Raw genomic sequence first — 16,842 nt, forward strand, 5'->3', positions numbered from 1 at the left:
GCTTTGGGAGCCGTAAAGCTCCCATTATGACATCTAGGATTTTTATAGAATGAAGCCAATATTTGGTCGAGGACCATCTCTTCAGCTACGTCTCTTTTTTGCCGTGATTTTATCAGCCAGTCTTATGCTGGCTGATAGTCGTTTAGGTGCTTTTTCCAACGTTCGTTTTTTTCTTAATAGCTTAGTCGCTCCCATCCAATACATGGCGGATTTACCGCGCAGTATGTTTGATGATCTGTATGAGCGATTAGCCACTCATCAAAAACTGATTGAATTGAATCAACGTTTGAAACGAGAAGCCTTGACGTTAAAAAGTGATTTGATCTTGTTTGATCAATACCGTGAAGAGAACCAACGCTTACGCAAGTTGCTTGGATCTTCTTTTGTTCGTGATGAAAAGAAGGTTGTCACTGAGGTGATGGCGGTCGATACCTCACCTTATCGTCATCAAGTTGTGATTGATAAAGGACGAGCGGACGGCGTTTACGAAGGGCAACCCGTTATTAACGACAAAGGTATTGTTGGCCAAGTGACTTTTGTGGCGGCGCATAACAGCCGGGTGTTGTTGCTGACTGACACCAATAGTGCGATTCCAGTGCAAATTATTCGTAATGATATCCGAGTGATCGCCTCTGGTAATGGTCAGATTGACCGCATTCAGTTAGAGCACATTCCCACCAGCACCGATATTGAAGTGGGTGACTTGCTCGTCACATCAGGTTTAGGGGGCGTATATCCTGAAGGTTATCCCGTCGCACACGTTTCGGTGGTCGACAAAGATACCCAGCGTGAATTTGCGTCGATCACTGCCGATCCCGTGGTGGATTTTGATCGTCTACGCTATTTGCTGTTGATCTGGCCTAACGAAGATAGGCAGCAAAAAGTATTGCAAGTGACACCAGAGAAAATGTTAGAGGAAGCAACCGATGGCCAATAGCATGGTGAAAAGTAAATTAGTGATTGGCACATCATTTCTTTTTGCTCTGGTTTTACAAACGATCCCTTGGCCGGGTGAGCTGGATCTGCTGCGTCCATCGTGGTTACTGCTGGTGACATGCTATTGGGTTTTAGCGTTGCCGCATCGAGTCAATGTAGGGTCGGCTTTGATCCTCGGTTTGTTATGGGATCTACTGCTTGGTTCAACATTGGGCATTCGTGGCATGATGATGGCCATTGTTGTCTACTTAGTGGCGATTAACTTCTTAGTGCTGCGTAATATGGCGTTATGGCAACAAGCCGTAATCATTGGCGTGTTATCTATGTTGCTCGAAGTGCTGATCTTCTGCGGCGAATATTTAATTCAAGATGTGACATTCAACCCGCTCTCGCTATGGGTTGGTATGATCAATTGCATATTATGGCCTTGGATGTTCCTACTGCTTCGTCGTGTGCGACGCCACTGGCACCTTAGATGATGAATAAAAAAATTGTATTAGCTTCTGGCTCGCCAAGAAGACGAGAGTTACTGACTCAACTGGGTTATCAGTTTGATATTGTGGTACCCAACGTTGAAGAATGCCGTAATGAGCATGAAGCCCCAGCAGTGTATGTTGAACGTTTGTCACGTGATAAGGCACTGGCTGGTGTTGCTTTATCCAACCCTGCTTCGATAGTTATTGGGTCTGATACCATAGTCGTGCAAGGTGAAACAGTACTTGAAAAACCCGCTGATTTTGCTCAAGCACAACAGATGTTACGCCGCTTATCTGGTACAAAACATCAAGTGATGACGGCGGTAACCATAGCAACACATGATCATTCTAAATCCGTCGTGGTAACGACGGAGGTATGGTTTAAACCTTTGTCAGATGAAGAAATAGAACAATATTGGCAATCGGGTGAACCTTGCGATAAAGCTGGCAGTTATGGCATTCAAGGATTGGGTGGACGATTTGTAACGAAGATCGAAGGCAGCTATTACGCTGTTGTAGGATTACCATTATTCGAAACTGACCAGCTCTTGCACGAATTTATATAATTAAAAACATTGAGGTGTACTCATGAGTGCAGAGTTGCTACTAAACGTCACCCCGAGTGAAACTCGTGTGGCGATGATTGAAGGCGGAGTTCTTCAAGAGGTCCACATTGAACGAGAAGCGAAACGCGGCATTGTGGGCAATATTTACAAAGGAAAAGTCAGCCGAGTTCTTCCCGGAATGCAGGCCGCCTTTGTCGATATTGGTTTAGACAAGGCCGCTTTTCTTCACGCTTCTGACATTGTTCCTCATACTGAATGTGTGGCTGAGAACGAAAAGCAGCAGTTTCAAGTTCGTGATATTTCAGAGCTAGTTCGTCAAGGCCAAGATATTGTGGTGCAAGTGGTCAAAGATCCATTAGGCACTAAAGGCGCCCGTTTAACGACAGATATTACCCTACCTTCGCGCTATCTCGTTTTTATGCCCGGCGCAAGTCATGTTGGTGTCTCACAACGCATTGAAAGTGAATCAGAGCGTGATCGTCTCAAAAAAGTCGTGTCTCATTATTGTGATGAGCACGGTGGGTTCATTATTCGTACCGCCGCTGAAGGGGCTGATGAGAAAGAGCTTGCACAAGATGCCGCCTTTCTTAAACGGCTATGGCTGAAAGTGTTGGAGCGTCGAGTTAAATACAAAACACGCTCGACACTGTATGGCGAATTGGGTTTAGCTCAGCGTATTTTACGAGATTTTGTCGGCACTGATTTGACACGGATCTTAGTCGATTCACGCCTTGAATTTGAGAACCTCAAAGAGTTCACCTCAGAGTTTGTGCCTGAGTTAACCGACAAGCTTGAACTGTATGAAGGTGACAAGCCTATTTTTGATATGTACGACACCGAAAACGAGGTTCAGCGTTCTCTCGAGCGTAAAGTGGAGCTCAAGTCTGGTGGATACCTTATCATCGACCAAACCGAAGCCATGACCACAATTGATATCAATACTGGCGCGTTTGTTGGCCGTCGTAACCTCGAAGAAACCATTTTTAATACTAATGTGGAAGCGACCCAAGCCATTGCCCGTCAGTTACGTTTGCGCAACTTAGGGGGCATCATCATTATTGATTTTATCGATATGATGTCTGAAGAGCACCGTAAGCGAGTGCTCAACTCGTTAGATGCCGCTCTGGTTAAAGATCGCGTCAAAACGAATATTAATGGTTTTACGCAGTTAGGCTTGGTCGAGATGACGCGTAAGCGCACCCGTGAAAGTATTGAACACGTGTTATGTTCGAGTTGTCCAACCTGTGAAGGCCGCGGCAGTGTGAAAACCGTTGAAACCGTCTGTTTCGAAATCTTACGTGAAATCACGCGTGTCAACCGCGCTTACGATGCGGATAAATTTGTGGTTTACGCATCCCCTGCGGTGGCAGAAACCTTGCAAGGTGATGAGTCTCATGCTCTTGCTGAGTTGGAAGTGTTTATTGGAAAAGAAGTGCGTATCCAAGCGGAGCCACTTTATATTCAAGAACAATTTGACGTTGTGATGATGTAGTAGGGCCTTTGTGATCTCAACTTTTACGCGCCTTTGGCGAATAGTATTGTGCTTTATCGTTAGCGTACTAGTGGTGCTGGCTGTTGCTGTCACCACCTTGCGTGTGTTTTTGCCACAAATGAATCGTTTCCAAGGCGAAATACAAACCTTGATCAACCAAAATTCAGGTTTTGAATTTGAATTAAGTGAGGTCACTGGTTTTTGGCGTAATACTCACCCGTCAATTGCACTTAAGGGGCTAAAAGCAAAGCTACCTGATGGATCGCAAATTCACTTTTCTGCGCAACAAATCGATGTTGAATTTGACCTCATTCAGTCAATACTGCAAATGCAACCTGTGGTCGCGGATCTCAGTGTTCATCAACTCAAATTGGATATTCGCTCGGTAAACTGGCTTGAGCTACAGGCGGAAGATAACCAACAGAGCCGCACACAAGGCAATGTCATTGAGCGTTTAGACAACCTACTGTTGCGGCAATTGGATGATTTTGCGCTACTCGACTCGACGGTTTTCTATCAATCTGTCGCGGGGGAGATTCGCCAGTTAGATATTGAACGCCTTCGGTGGAAAAATAACGCTCAGCAGCATAAAGCGGAAGGCGTGGTGAGCATCGCTGATACCAGCATAAACTCTTTGTTAGTGAGCGCTAACTTTGAAGATCATGGTTCACTACGCGATATTTCAGGTCACTTCTATGTTAGCGCTGACAATATCAAAATAAACCCGTGGTTGACTCGTTATCTCAAAGATGAAACCGGCATTAAGAAAGGACAGGTGAGTTTTAATGCCTGGCTGACGTTAGAGCATAACCAACCCAAAGATGGTTATGTTGAACTTAAGCCATCGGAGCTGATTTGGGATGAAAAACGCCAGCATGAACTGCTGTTAGAGTCAGGGATCATTAAACTCTCACCAATCGAAAAAGGATGGCAAGTTAATGCTTACTCACTTCGGCTCCGCACGGATGACGAAGTGTGGCCTGAACTTGATGTTGCGTTTGAATGGCAACCGACGCAATGGCGTTTGAACTTGTCGCAGTTGGACATAAAAACTTTGCTTCCCTTTGTGAAAATGATGCCCGATTCCAGCCAAACGAACGAGCTTTTGCAGCAATTGGATTTGGGGGGCACCTTAGAAGATATTCGGCTCAGCAAAGGAGATAGCCTGCAATCGCTTCGTTATTCTGCTGAACTCAGTGATGGCGCCATGGCGCAATGGGAACTATTGCCGCAAGTACACCATCTCAAAGCCTCAATTGAAGGTAGCATGGAGAGTGCTCGCGCCAAAGTAACGCTGATTGATGACGTGTTACCTTATGGTGAAGTTTTCCAAGCACCATTGAATATTCGTCAAGGTGAAGCCGATGTGGTATGGCAAAAGCAAACTGATGGCTGGTCATTGTGGGCCAGTAAAGTGACAGCCGCGACACCTGATTTGCAAGTGCTCGGAGCATTTCGTCTCGATTTTCCTGAAAAACGCAGTCCTTTACTTTCGTTTTATGCGGAAGCTGATTTATACAATGCGGGTGAAACTTGGCGTTATTTGCCTACCTTGGCTTTAGGCCATGACTTGACGGATTATCTCTCTACTGCGATACAAGGCGGTAAAGCCAATACGGCTAAATTGCTTTGGTATGGAGAGCTTGGCGATTTCCCCTACCAACAAAATAATGGCGTATTCCAAGCTTGGGTTGGGTTAAAAGAGGCAAAGTTCAGTTTTGATACGGCGTGGCCGCCGATAACCAATTTGCAACTCGATCTGCTGTTTGAAAACGATGCAATGTATCTTGATTCACACTCTGCGACCTTAATGGATGTCACTGCCCAGAGGATTACGGGGCGAATACCTGAGCTAGCCGAAGGTGGACACATCGAAATCGAAGCCAGTGCAACAGCCCAAGGCAATGCCGTGCGTGACTACATGACCTCAACGCCTTTAGTCGACTCAGTAGGGGCGGCGTTAACGGCGATTCAAGTCAGTGGCGACGTGCAATCTGAATTTCAGCTTCATATTCCTTTTGATAGTGAGCAGGAACCCCGAGCATGGGGTTGGGCGAATTTAAACAATAACCACGTGGAAATGGATGCACCACCAATGGTGCTTGAGGGTGTCTCTGGCAAAATTGAATTTGATAATGATGTCGTGACGGCAGCCGGTTTGTCGGCCGATCTGCTGACCCAAGCGATCGCGATTGATTTTAAAGGTGAAAATGCCAGCCAAGGTTACGCAGTCAATATTGATGTGCTAGGAGACTGGGATATTAAACCCCTGACACCTTTTGTTGGAGAACGTTGGCTTGGTCGTTTAAAAGGCCATGCTCCTTGGCAAATGGGCGTTGATATTCAGCTCAATGATGTTGGTTTTACTTATCAAATCGACACCTTAGCCGATCTAAAAATGGTAGAAAGTGATTATCCTTACCCGCTAAAAAAAGCATTCAAGGTAGCAGGTAAGGCCCAACTGCAAGCCTCGGGTAACCAAGAGTCGATCACCGCTCGCCTACAATTACCACAAGCGAAATACCAAGCTGAAATCGATATCACATCGAAAAAACCACGTCTGACGGCCACCAATCTCATAGTAGGGATCGGCAATTTTAAAATCAGCCCAGTGGTTGGCCACCATGCGCAGATCCGCAGTGATACCTTTAATTTGGATGAATGGTTTAGTTTGGCCAATGAGCCTCAGCCGAAGAAAAAATCAGCTCTAGCGGAGATGAATACTCCCGAAATCCCATCACCAGAGAGAGTGGACATCAACGTCAAAGCACTTCTACTGGCGGGAATTGAGTGGCACGATGTTGATTTTAATGCCAGACGTAAAAATCTCGGTTGGTACGCACAGCTCGAGAGCCAAGAAGCGAAAGGCCAAGCAACTTATATTGAACCTTATGATTTGTCCGTCTCGCTTGAACGTTTGCACGTTTACATTCCCGACCTTGATGAAAGCGCCAAAAAGTCCCTATTAGTCGATCAAGCTCGCCAGTCTGAGCCGCTTATTGCTGATTTTGACCGACAGTTTCATCGATTAGTGCCAAACTTAACTTTGGCCATTGATGATCTTTGGTTGCAGGGTTACAAGGTGGGCGAGATGAATATGGACTTCGAGCGGCAAGGTGATACTTTGCAATGGAAGAAGATTGACATCAGTAGTGGTTCAAACCAAGTCAATATCAATGGTGCTTGGACGTTGGATAAAGACGCACAAGGTGATGAGCGTAGCCATACCCAACTGAATCTCACCATGAAAGGTGATAATAATAGCGATTTGATGGAGCGTTTTGGTATTAGCTCGGGGATCCAACGAGCGCCATTTGAAATATCGAGTCAAACCGAGTGGGATGGCGCGCCTTGGTCAATGAAGATCGACAGCTTAGAAGGCAAGATAGAGACTACTATGGGGAAAGGTGTCGTTTCTGATGTCAGAGGTGCCGCTCGTTTGCTCGGATTGTTCAGTTTAGATTCCATTATTCGCAAAATGCAGCTCGATTTTAGCGACGTGTTTGATAAAGGGATGGCCTTTAACTCAATTACGGGTAGTGGTGAAATTTCTCAAGGGATTTTTGTTACCAACAACATCAAAATGGATGCCGTGGCCGGTGAAATGACTATCAAAGGCTTAGCGGATCTCAATGACCGCACTGTTGATGCTGAGGTGAATTTTGTACCAGATATCACATCAGGAATTCCCGTCTTAACGGCTTTTGCGGTGACGCCGCAAACAGCGTTGTATGTCCTCGCTATTACGACTGTGATTGCACCTGTGGTTGAGGTCTTTACCCAAGTCAATTATGAGGTCAAAGGGCCAATTAATTCACCGGCGGTTAAAGAGCTTTCGCGTAGTCGAGGCGAGTTTAAATTGCCAGAAAAGTTGAGAAAATTGACTGAAAAATAGGGAAGTAGGCATGGATCGCGTTGGACTTATTCAAATGACGTCAAGCTCTGAACCTGCGCAGAATTTGGCCTATATCGAACAGCAAGTGTCACTACTTGTGGCGCAAGGTACGAAGTGGATTGTCACGCCGGAAAATGCACTGGTGTTTGGCGCGCGACAACAGTACCACCAACATGCCGAGCCATTGGGGCAGGGGCCCTTGCAGAGCCAATTGGCTGCTATGGCTCGCTTTCATCGAGTGTGGCTGTTGGTGGGCAGCATGCCTATCCGTCGTGAGGTTGGGGTAACGACCAGCTCCTTGCTGTTTGACGCCAGTGGCGATCTTGTCGCGCACTACGACAAGCTACACATGTTTGATGTCGATGTCGCTGACGGCCACCAGCGCTATCGAGAATCGGAAACTTTTACCTGCGGCACAAAGCTGAGTGTTGCGTCGACGCCATTTGGTCAAATTGGCCTTTCCATCTGCTATGATGTGCGTTTTTCGCACCTCTATTCTCAATTAAGAGTGCAGGGTGCTCAGATATTAGTGGTTCCTGCGGCCTTTACGGCGGTGACCGGAAAGGCACATTGGGAAGTCTTGTTAAGAGCCCGAGCGATAGAGAATCAGTGTTGGGTTGTTGCGGTTGGGCAAGCTGGGCTTCATCCATGTGGGCGCGAGACATGGGGTCATTCGATGGTCATCAGCCCTTGGGGTGAAGTTATTGCAAGCTTAAACCAGCAAGTGGGGAATTTAGTTGTCGATATTGACTTGGCTTACGTTGATCAAGTTCGACAAAAAATGCCCATTGCTGCACACACCCGATTCACCAATCAGTTTATAGATAATAAGAGCACACTATGAGTATTAACCGCATTGAAGATGCACTATTAAAACCGGCAGGATTAACCGAGCAAGATATTGCAGATACACTAGCGACAATTGCCACTCGTCAAATTGATTATGCCGATATCTATTTTCAGTCGAGCTGGCACGAGTCTTTAGTGCTCGAAGACAGCATCATTAAAGACGGTTCATTTAATATCGATTGCGGTGTTGGTGTGCGCGCCGTCACGGGTGAAAAAACCGGTTTTGCCTATTCAGATCAAATCCAATTAGAAGGTTTGAAACAGAGTGCAATAGCCGCACGAGGCATTGCGCAGCAAGGCAAAAGTGGTTGTGTTCAAGCCTTTAAACGTAGCGATAATCAAGCCTATTATGCGGCGGATAACCCGCTAGCCAGTTGGGAAAAAAAGCAAAAAACAGAATTACTGCAAGAGCTGGATGCTTACATTCGCACCAAAGAGCCTTTGATCCAAGAAGTCTCGGTGAGCTTAAGTGGTGTGCATGAACAGATGTTAGTTGCTGCAACCGATGGGACTTACGCAGGCGATATCCGCCCTTTGGTCCGTTTGTCGATCAGCGTGTTAGCACAAAAAGGTGATCGCCGCGAGCGAGGCAGCTCTGGTGGTGGTGGTCGTTTTGGTTATGACTTTTTCCTCACCGAACAAGATGGCCGTAAAGTTGCGTTTCAGTTTGCCGATGAAGCTATCCGACAAGCCTTAGTCAACCTTGAAGCTGTCGCAGCTCCTGCGGGTGCGATGCCAGTTGTGCTTGGTTCTGGTTGGCCGGGTGTCTTGCTTCACGAAGCGGTAGGGCATGGCTTAGAAGGTGATTTTAACCGCAAGGGATCTTCTGTCTTCTCCGGTAAAATTGGCCAGAAAGTAACCTCAACGCTTTGTACGATTGTTGACGATGGCACGTTGAAAGATCTGCGTGGCTCGCTCAATGTCGACGATGAAGGTGTCAATGGTCAATACAACACCTTAATTGAAAATGGCGTGTTGAAAGGCTACATACAAGACAAACTCAACGCACGTTTGATGGGGGTGAACCCCACGGGTAATGGGCGTCGTGAATCGTACGCACATTTACCGATGCCGCGCATGACCAACACTTACATGTTGCCGGGTGAACATACGCCAGAAGAGATCATTTCAACAGTGAAGAAAGGCGTTTATGCGCCCAACTTTGGCGGTGGCCAAGTGGATATCACCTCGGGTAAATTTGTGTTCTCTGCCTCTGAAGCCTATATGATTGAAAACGGCAAAATTACTTATCCAATCAAAGGTGCAACCTTGATCGGTTCTGGCATTGAGGCAATGCAACAAGTCTCAATGGTGGGTAACGATTTGAGCCTTGATCGCGGCGTTGGAGTGTGCGGTAAAGCAGGACAAAGTGTGCCTGTTGGAGTAGGACAACCTACGCTTAAGCTAGATTCGCTCACTGTTGGTGGCACCGAATAACGTTGTTACTCGCTCAGAGCTGACGTGGTTTGTATCGCGCAGCGTAAGCAAATAAAAAGCGGCGTTTTGATGCGCCGCTTTTTTATCTCTTTTATTTATCACGTTGAATTAAAAAGGTTAAATATCATCTCGCTCGATCGGGCAGCTCATGCAGCGCGCGCCGCCTCGGCCTCGACCGAGTTCATTGCCGGGGATGGTTAATACTTTGATGCCCGCCTTATCGTATTTCTCGTTAGTGTAGACATTGCGTTCGTAGCCAATCACAACTCCGGGTTTAACCGTTAGCACGTTGTTGGCGTCATTCCATTGCTCACGCTCAGCCTCATAGCTATCACCACCAGTGGTGATGATTTTGAGTTTGTCCAAACCTAACGCGCGTTCAATCGCATTAACGTAACTTGGCATTGAATCGACGTTCATCCGGCCATCGCCTTTCGGCGTTAAACGCCATGTTTCTAAATCATGACGCATAATTTCGGGGTAAACAGAAAAGGTGTCGACATCCATATGTGTCATCACCGTATCTAAGTGCATACAGGAGCGGTGTTTAGGCAGGTTAACGGCAATCACCTCTTTGGCCTGCCTATGTTTAAATAAACTCGCAGCAAAATTTTCTACCCCTTGCACTGTCGTGCGTTCGGAAATACCAATCAACACTGCACCTTTACCGATCACCAGTACGTCGCCCCCTTCAATATTGGCATTATCGTAGTGCAGATCTTCATCACCGAAATATTTGATAAAATCCTCGCCTGCAAATACAGGATGCCAACGGTAAATGGCGCGTAAGTGGTTGGTTTCACGTTGGCGTGCTGGTTTCATCATCGGATTAAGCGATACGCCGCCATACACCCAGCACGAGGTATCGCGAGTAAAGAGATGATTGGGCAACGGTTCAATCACAAAATCTAACGGACGATGCATTTTAGGTAGCATCGAAGAGGAGTGGATAGGCAGTTCGGAATAAGCAAGACCACCGAGTAGCAGAGTGGCGAGGTGTTCATTATCCATGTCAGCTAAATAGCAGCGCAGATCGCGCGCCAAAGTGGGACCGTAGCGAAAATCAGAAATTTGCGTATCGAGCAACCACGCTTTGGCATCGGCAACGGCCAAGGTTTCGACTAAGAGATCATGCAGCAACAGCACTTCCACATTTTGATCCTTCAACGTGTTGGCAAAGGCATCATGCTCTTTTCCTGCATCTTCTACGGCAAGCACATCATCAAATAACAGTTCATGACAGTTCGACGGTGTAAGATGAGTTAAGGCACGCTCTGGCCGATTGAGTAATACTCGGCGCAGTTGCCCAACTTCAGATCCAACGTACAGCTTATTCATTTTGTATCCCTACTCTTATTTCTCATGTTCTTTATGACAAGCTTAAGCGAACGATGCAAGTCTACTTGGTGGTGATGTTCGCTGTTATTTTGTGAGATTATGGTTATGTATGCTTTAGAATGTGCGATTATTAAAAAATAACTCCAAAACTAGCCAAATAAGCCTAATAACGACAAAGTGCTTTGTTATGCGTTTTTGGCTCAGAGGAGGGTGAATTAAGCATGAAGAATAAGTGATTTTTTATGCGATTATTTACATAAAAAGTGCATAATGCTGGCAGATTTAGCCAAAGCGACCTTTTTCGCTATGCATGAATGTTTGATAAACAGGCAGTTTAATGCGGTGAAAGAGCAAATCATCAGGCAGATAATCTACTGAATTAGCAAAATGAAAATAAATTGTTAAATTAAAGTGTTTTTTCTTTGATCTGTACTTGATTGAGCAGTGATCCTTTAGAAAGATAAAGATCGCGGTACGTTGTTGGTGGCAATTTTAGGCGAACCATGCCATATTTCGTCGAAATTCATTTATACCCTTCCGACTTGAAGCTGCAGCGGTATTTGATACGTTCGCTTACTCCAATCACATCGTTTATCTATGTAATTGGCGAGGGGATGAACTCATTTTCCGCCTAACTGAAACGTCAAGCTGTTTGTGTATAGTTTACATTTAGCCAAATCTGGAGCACCTTATGTCTCAACCTCAGCAAGATGATTATGTATCCGTTGAAGAGTTAATTGAAATTCAAAAAGAAGATACTCGCGACATCATTCAAGCACTGCTCGAAGATGGCAGTGATCCAGATGCGTTATATGAGATAGAGCACCACCTATTTGCTGAAGATTTTGACACGCTAGAAAAAGCGGTTGTTGAAGCCTTTAAAATGGGCTTTGAAGTGCTTGAAGCAGAAGAAACAGAAGATGAAGACGGCAATAAACTGTTGTGCTGCGACGCGACGATGCAATCGGTACTGAAGGCCGAAGCGATCGATGAACAGGCAGAGAAGCTTATTCAACTTGCTGAAAAATATGACATTATTTACGACGGCTGGGGCACTTACTACGAAGGTGAAGATGCGCTATACGACGATGAAGAAGATGAAGACGACCAAGAGTGATTAGGCGTTGTTTACCTTGATGTGAGATACCAGCCTTTTGGCTGGTATTTTTTTAGCTATGCAAAGCTAACGGGGGGCACTTTAATGACGAATCATTATTTTTGTCAGCACATCTTTATTTATTTTGTATATAATCGTTCAACATTGATCTAGCTCAAGTTTATTATGCGAATTTCTCTTGCTGGCTTTTGGCAGCTTTCACCGTTGACTGATTTATCGATCCCGCAAGAGGATCTTTGTTTTCCTGCGCCTCTTAGCCAAGTATTACCTCACGATATGACAGAAGCACAAATTGCCGAGCAAGAGTGGCATTTGATGCATGATGTTGAGGTAGATGAAGCGATGCTTAGCTTCGCTGCAATTGATCTTGTGCTTGAGGGCATCGATTTTTATGCGGAAATACGTTTAAACGGTGTGGCACTATTCGATTGTGATGGCAGCCAAGCGGTGTATAAAAAAGACATTCGGCCTTTGCTACAACTCGGTCGCAACCGGTTCGAAATTTTGTTTGTTGAGCAAGAAGAAGAGTGGTTGCTTGATGAGCCAGATTTGCCGCAATTATGCCCGCTAGGGCACCACGCGGTGAAGAAATACGATGAGCGAATGGGGATTTGGCAAGAGCCTTATCTACAATGCATTCGTCATGTTCGTCTAGAGCATGTTACCGCTGAGCAAATCTGGCACTATGGCGGCGGCTGTGAGTTTTTGGTTCACTTACATTATCAAACCTACGCACCAGGATTAGTTTCCGCGGTAGTAAAATTTAATGGTATGAGCTATCAGTTGCCTATTGATGTGCGCCATCAGCATGCCAGTGCTTTATTTCAAGTGGAAGCGCCGAAGTACGCAGATCTTACACAGCTTAACTCGAATGATTTGTATACCTTATCGGTGCAACTTGATGGTCAGCAGCAATCCTTCCATATCGCGTTAAGCGAACACCTCTGTGTTACTCATTTCCCTATTTGATTGAGCTGATGTTAATGAGAGCACTTCATTGCTGACCAATCTTGTGGATGCCTCTTTTGCCAGAATTTCTCGTAGAAGTAGTAAGCACAAGTATTAATGCTCGGTTCGATCATAGCTAACACACCACCAATGATAAAACTTCCGGTCATGATATATGCCACGCTAAATGCAACACTAAAGTGTACTACAGCAAAGCTACCTGTTTTAATTTTAGCTGATTGTGAGTAGCGGCGCAGCGGGGCGTAGTGTGCCCATACTTTTTCATGAAAGTAAAAAGCAACGGTATTGACCATCGGCTCAAGCATGGCAATCAGACTACCAAGAATAATGTCGCCCGTAAGTAGGTAAACGACAGTAAACGCGATACTGAAGTGGATGGCGGCAAAGCTGAGCGTTTTTTTCATAATGTTCACCTAAACGGTTATCGGGTTGATGTAAACATTATTGATAATTATTCTCAACAAGTAAAGATGATTGAACCTATTAGTTTGATAGCCAATTCCTAACTGAGGCGCTTATCGTTGGCATAAAAAAAGCGCCTCATGCGCTTTTTTATGACGATGCAGGGTTTCTATCCTTGCGGCTTGACGACCAGTACATTGATTGGCGAATTTTGCACTACTTTACTGGCCACCGATCCCAGCATCACTTTATCGATCTTCGAGCGTTTATGGCTTGGCATGATAATCAAATCAGCTCCGAGCTTCTCTGCGTAATCTAAAATGGTGGTGTAGGCTTTACCTTCCGCTACATGCAGTTTGTAGATTACTTCGTCAGCGATATGTTGATCAGCAAACTGTTTTAGCTGTTGCTTGACGTCTTCTTTCATTTTCGCCGCGGCATCTTTCGGGAAGTATGTGGCGACCATCGACATGTGGATACCAGGTAATACATTTAAAAGATGAATTTCAGCATTGGAATGTGTCGCGTGCCAAACAGCAAGTTCAACGGCTTTGTCAGAAAAGCCTTTTTCATTAAGGTCTACTGGAACAAGAATGTGTTTATACATTATGGATTATCTCATCTACGATAGGGTGCTTTAGAGCACCTTGTTTCCGTAAAGTATATGCCTAGCTCGTGCTAGGCATATTGATTAAGCGCGTATTTCTTGTGTTCTCATACGGCGTTTCTGATTCCAAGCCAGGGTCAATACCAGTAATAATGCAGGTAAGAAAACCCACTCTTTCATCGGACGTTGGCTTTCCACTACAATTGAGCGGATTTCCCAATCAAAATCTATACCTGCTGCCTCTGCTGGGCTGCCGAACTCAATCATATCCACCAGCATACGATTGCTGGTTTCTTTCAAGGTTAGTCCCATTGATTGAATACGCTGCTCTGCCGTTGCGGCTTGATCCTCAAAAGGCAGTTGTACGGTTTTTGATGTGAAATTCCCATCGATTTTCTCACCAGCAACAATCAGTTTGATAGGTTGACCTACGGGGAGTTTTTCAACCACTTGATTAATAGAAGTACCAGGATGCAGCTCTGTTGCAGGATAAATCATATCCCACCAAAAACCGGGCCTGAAGAATGAGAATGTTAACACCAACAGCAAGACGGTTTCCCACCACTTATTGCGAGTTAGCCACCAACCTTGAGTCGCAGCAGAAAACAGCAGCATTGCGGTAATGGCCGAGAAAATGGTTAACGCTAAGTGCCACCATGTATCAATTCCCATTAGCAGTAGTTGAGTGTTGAATACAAACATAAAGGGCAAAATGGCGGTACGAATATCGTAAGCAAACCCTTGAATACCTGTACGAATAGGGTCTGATTTAGCGATAGCGGCTGCGGCAAATGCCGCCAAGCCAACGGGGGGGTGTCATCGGCCAAAATGCCGAAATAGAACACAAATAAGTGTACGGCAATCAATGGGATGATAAGACCATGAGCGGCTCCCAGTGTCACAATGACGGGAGCCATTAAGGTTGATACGACGATGTAGTTGGCGGTGGTCGGTAAGCCCATACCAAGAATGAGGCTGATCACGGCGGTAAAAATCAGCATCAGTATGACGCTGCCACCGGATATAAACTCAACAAAATCGGTCATCACTAAGCCGATGCCAGTCAAGGTGACGACACCAACGACGGTTCCTGCGGCTGCGGTTGCCACGCCAATGCCAATCATATTTCGCGCGCCCGAAACCAAGCTTTCGGCAAGATCAACAAACCCAGCCTTCACTTGCGTGTTCAAATCGTTGCTTTTATTAAGTAACGATATGAGTGGCCGCTGAGTGATCAAAATGAAGACCATAAATATCGTGGCCCAAAAAGCGGATAACCCGGGTGAGAAGCGCTCAACCGTCAAACACCACACTAGCACCACAATAGGTAGCAGGTAATGAAGCCCTGATTTTACCGTCGGCCCAGGGTCGGGTACTTCTTGGATATCCATGTCCATTGTACTTTCTGAGGCGTAGCGAGATGAGATTCTAATCAGAGCGACATAAGTCAGTAAAAGCGCGACCGTAACAATGGGAGTAGCAGCGTCACCAAACACCTCTTTGGTCCAACCAATGCCGTAGTAAACAACAGCGCTGAGAACGCAAAGCCCTAAAATAGTACCCGTAAATGAAAGTAAGCTTTGCACCCACGTCGGTGTATGACGGCGAGGTAGACCTTTCATTCCCGCTTTACAGGCTTCCAAATGGACAATATAAATTAAAGCAATGTAAGAGATAAGTGCTGGCAGTAGCGCAGCACGGATCACTTCAACATAGGAAATACCGACATATTCCACCATTAAAAATGCGGCAGCACCCATGATCGGCGGTGTTAATTGGCCATTGGTGGAAGCGGCAACTTCAACCGCGCCAGCTTTCGTTCCGGAAAAGCCAACGCGTTTCATCAATGGAATGGTAAAAGTGCCGGTGGTAACTACGTTTGCAATCGATGAGCCAGACACTAGCCCTGATAAGCCTGAGGCCACAACCGCTGCTTTCGCTGGGCCGCCTCGCATATGGCCCAACAGTGAAAAGGCCACCTTGATAAAATAGGCACCTGCGCCAGCTCGTTCAAGCATTGCACCAAATAGAACAAACAAGAACACAAAAGAGGTGGAAACCCCAAGAGCCACACCAAAAACTCCTTCAGTGGTCAGCCACAAATGAGACATCGCTTTGTTTAGGCTTGCTCCTTTATGAGCAATCACATCTGGCATGTGTGGGCCGCCAAAGGTGTAGAGCAAGAATAGTGCAGCGACCAACATCAGTGGTGGTCCTAACGCTCGGCGTGTTGCTTCAAGTAATAGCACCATTCCTGTGACGGAGACCGCTATATCAATCAAGGTTGGTGCGCCAGAACGACCAGCCAACTCGTTGTAAAATAAATAGATATAAGCGGCAGAGAAGCTACCGGCTAAGGCAAGGAGCCAGTCAATCAGTGGAATACGATCGCGCGGTGAGCTCTTTAATGCTGGATAGGCGGTAAAGGCTAGAAAAATGGCAAACGTAAGGTGAACCGCTCGTGCCTGTGTATCGTTTAAGATGGCAAAGTTAAAAATAAAAGGCAGCGGTGAAGCATACCAAAGTTGGAATAGGGACCAACATAGTGGGACAAACCACAAAATGCGCCCTGGCAAACCGTGAGGATTTCTTGCACCAGTATCGGATTGCGCTACCATTTCCTGCACATCAGTCGACGGAGTGAGTGTCTTCGTCATGTACGTTATCCTTATTATTGACTGCCTACATCTCGGTTGACCACAGGGTCAATTCCCGGCTACTGAGAAGCTGGCTATTGCGGAACAGAACAAAAGGTGGG

At 45.9% G+C, this 16,842-nt stretch carries 12 protein-coding genes and 1 pseudogene; 9 read left to right on the forward strand and 4 right to left on the reverse strand.

All coding sequences use genetic code 11. The features are described 5' to 3' along the window. Positions 1-49 precede the first annotated feature (49 nt). From mreC to tldD, 7 genes are read left to right on the forward strand one after another with little or no spacing between them, the layout of a single operon-like run. Positions 50-937, forward strand: coding sequence for a rod shape-determining protein MreC (mreC, locus tag CCZ37_RS01575; protein WP_094499583.1), 888 nt, complete (start codon positions 50-52; stop codon positions 935-937). Then, complete coding sequence (gene mreD / locus CCZ37_RS01580; protein WP_064624296.1) at positions 927-1,415, forward strand: rod shape-determining protein MreD; 489 nt, start codon at positions 927-929, stop codon at positions 1,413-1,415. Before mreC ends, mreD begins: the two co-directional genes overlap by 11 nt. After that, positions 1,412-1,978, forward strand: a complete 567-nt coding sequence (locus tag CCZ37_RS01585) for a Maf family protein (RefSeq protein ID WP_094499584.1) — start codon at positions 1,412-1,414, stop codon at positions 1,976-1,978. The genes mreD and CCZ37_RS01585 overlap by 4 nt, the downstream gene beginning before the upstream one ends. A gap of 22 nt (positions 1,979-2,000) precedes the next feature. Continuing rightward, positions 2,001-3,470 (forward strand): ribonuclease G, encoded by a 1,470-nt coding sequence (gene rng / locus CCZ37_RS01590; protein ID WP_010320604.1) that lies wholly within the window; start codon positions 2,001-2,003, stop codon positions 3,468-3,470. A gap of 10 nt (positions 3,471-3,480) precedes the next feature. Next, a complete protein-coding gene (locus tag CCZ37_RS01595) occupies positions 3,481-7,365 on the forward strand; it encodes a YhdP family protein (RefSeq protein ID WP_094499585.1) in 3,885 nt (1,294 codons plus the stop codon). Positions 7,366-7,375: 10 nt separating this feature from the next. Then, positions 7,376-8,209: a carbon-nitrogen hydrolase family protein gene (locus tag CCZ37_RS01600; RefSeq protein ID WP_094499586.1), complete on the forward strand. Its 834-nt coding sequence runs from the start codon at positions 7,376-7,378 to the stop codon at positions 8,207-8,209. Further along, positions 8,206-9,651 carry a metalloprotease TldD gene (gene tldD, locus CCZ37_RS01605; RefSeq protein ID WP_010320607.1) on the forward strand — a complete coding sequence of 482 codons (1,446 nt, stop codon included), beginning with the start codon at positions 8,206-8,208 and terminating at the stop codon, positions 9,649-9,651. Before CCZ37_RS01600 ends, tldD begins: the two co-directional genes overlap by 4 nt. Positions 9,652-9,768: 117 nt before the next feature. Here the strand turns inward: tldD and arcA are convergent, their stop codons facing one another. Next, entirely contained in the window at positions 9,769-10,989 is a 1,221-nt protein-coding gene (gene arcA, locus CCZ37_RS01610; protein WP_094499587.1) for an arginine deiminase, read from the reverse strand. A 691-nt stretch (positions 10,990-11,680) separates the two neighbouring features. Between arcA and rraB the strand changes: the two genes are divergently transcribed. After that, complete coding sequence (gene rraB, locus CCZ37_RS01615) at positions 11,681-12,106, forward strand: ribonuclease E inhibitor RraB (RefSeq protein WP_017046663.1); 426 nt, start codon at positions 11,681-11,683, stop codon at positions 12,104-12,106. Between the two features lie 165 nt (positions 12,107-12,271). Further along, positions 12,272-13,075 (forward strand): glycosyl hydrolase 2 galactose-binding domain-containing protein, encoded by an 804-nt coding sequence (locus CCZ37_RS01620; RefSeq protein WP_094499588.1) that lies wholly within the window; start codon positions 12,272-12,274, stop codon positions 13,073-13,075. A gap of 11 nt (positions 13,076-13,086) precedes the next feature. Here CCZ37_RS01620 and CCZ37_RS01625 read toward each other — a convergent pair whose 3' ends face one another. The 3 genes and pseudogenes from CCZ37_RS01625 to CCZ37_RS01635 form a co-directional block, all read right to left on the reverse strand. Beyond that, positions 13,087-13,479, reverse strand: a complete 393-nt coding sequence (locus tag CCZ37_RS01625; RefSeq protein ID WP_010320611.1) for a DUF2061 domain-containing protein — start codon at positions 13,477-13,479, stop codon at positions 13,087-13,089. 167 nt (positions 13,480-13,646) lie between these two features. Next, on the reverse strand, positions 13,647-14,084 hold the full coding sequence (locus CCZ37_RS01630) for a universal stress protein (RefSeq protein ID WP_010320612.1): 438 nt from the start codon (positions 14,082-14,084) through the stop codon (positions 13,647-13,649). Positions 14,085-14,155: 71 nt separating this feature from the next. Further along, positions 14,156-16,741, reverse strand: a pseudogene (locus CCZ37_RS01635) (TRAP transporter permease). Between the last annotated feature and the right edge of the window lie 101 nt (positions 16,742-16,842).

It is taken from the genome of Vibrio qinghaiensis (assembly GCF_002257545.1).
GTDB lineage: Bacteria > Pseudomonadota > Gammaproteobacteria > Enterobacterales > Vibrionaceae > Vibrio > Vibrio ordalii.

Coding starts and splice junctions, on each gene's coding strand:
- mreC (WP_094499583.1), top strand. CDS start 50: ATGAAGCCAATATTTGGTCGAGGACCATCTCTTCAGCTACGTCTCTTT.
- mreD (WP_064624296.1), top strand. CDS start 927: ATGGCCAATAGCATGGTGAAAAGTAAATTAGTGATTGGCACATCATTT.
- CCZ37_RS01585 (WP_094499584.1), top strand. CDS start 1,412: ATGATGAATAAAAAAATTGTATTAGCTTCTGGCTCGCCAAGAAGACGA.
- rng (WP_010320604.1), top strand. CDS start 2,001: ATGAGTGCAGAGTTGCTACTAAACGTCACCCCGAGTGAAACTCGTGTG.
- CCZ37_RS01600 (WP_094499586.1), top strand. CDS start 7,376: ATGGATCGCGTTGGACTTATTCAAATGACGTCAAGCTCTGAACCTGCG.
- tldD (WP_010320607.1), top strand. CDS start 8,206: ATGAGTATTAACCGCATTGAAGATGCACTATTAAAACCGGCAGGATTA.
- arcA (WP_094499587.1), bottom strand. CDS start 10,989: ATGAATAAGCTGTACGTTGGATCTGAAGTTGGGCAACTGCGCCGAGTA.
- rraB (WP_017046663.1), top strand. CDS start 11,681: ATGTCTCAACCTCAGCAAGATGATTATGTATCCGTTGAAGAGTTAATT.
- CCZ37_RS01620 (WP_094499588.1), top strand. CDS start 12,272: ATGCGAATTTCTCTTGCTGGCTTTTGGCAGCTTTCACCGTTGACTGAT.
- CCZ37_RS01625 (WP_010320611.1), bottom strand. CDS start 13,479: ATGAAAAAAACGCTCAGCTTTGCCGCCATCCACTTCAGTATCGCGTTT.
- CCZ37_RS01630 (WP_010320612.1), bottom strand. CDS start 14,084: ATGTATAAACACATTCTTGTTCCAGTAGACCTTAATGAAAAAGGCTTT.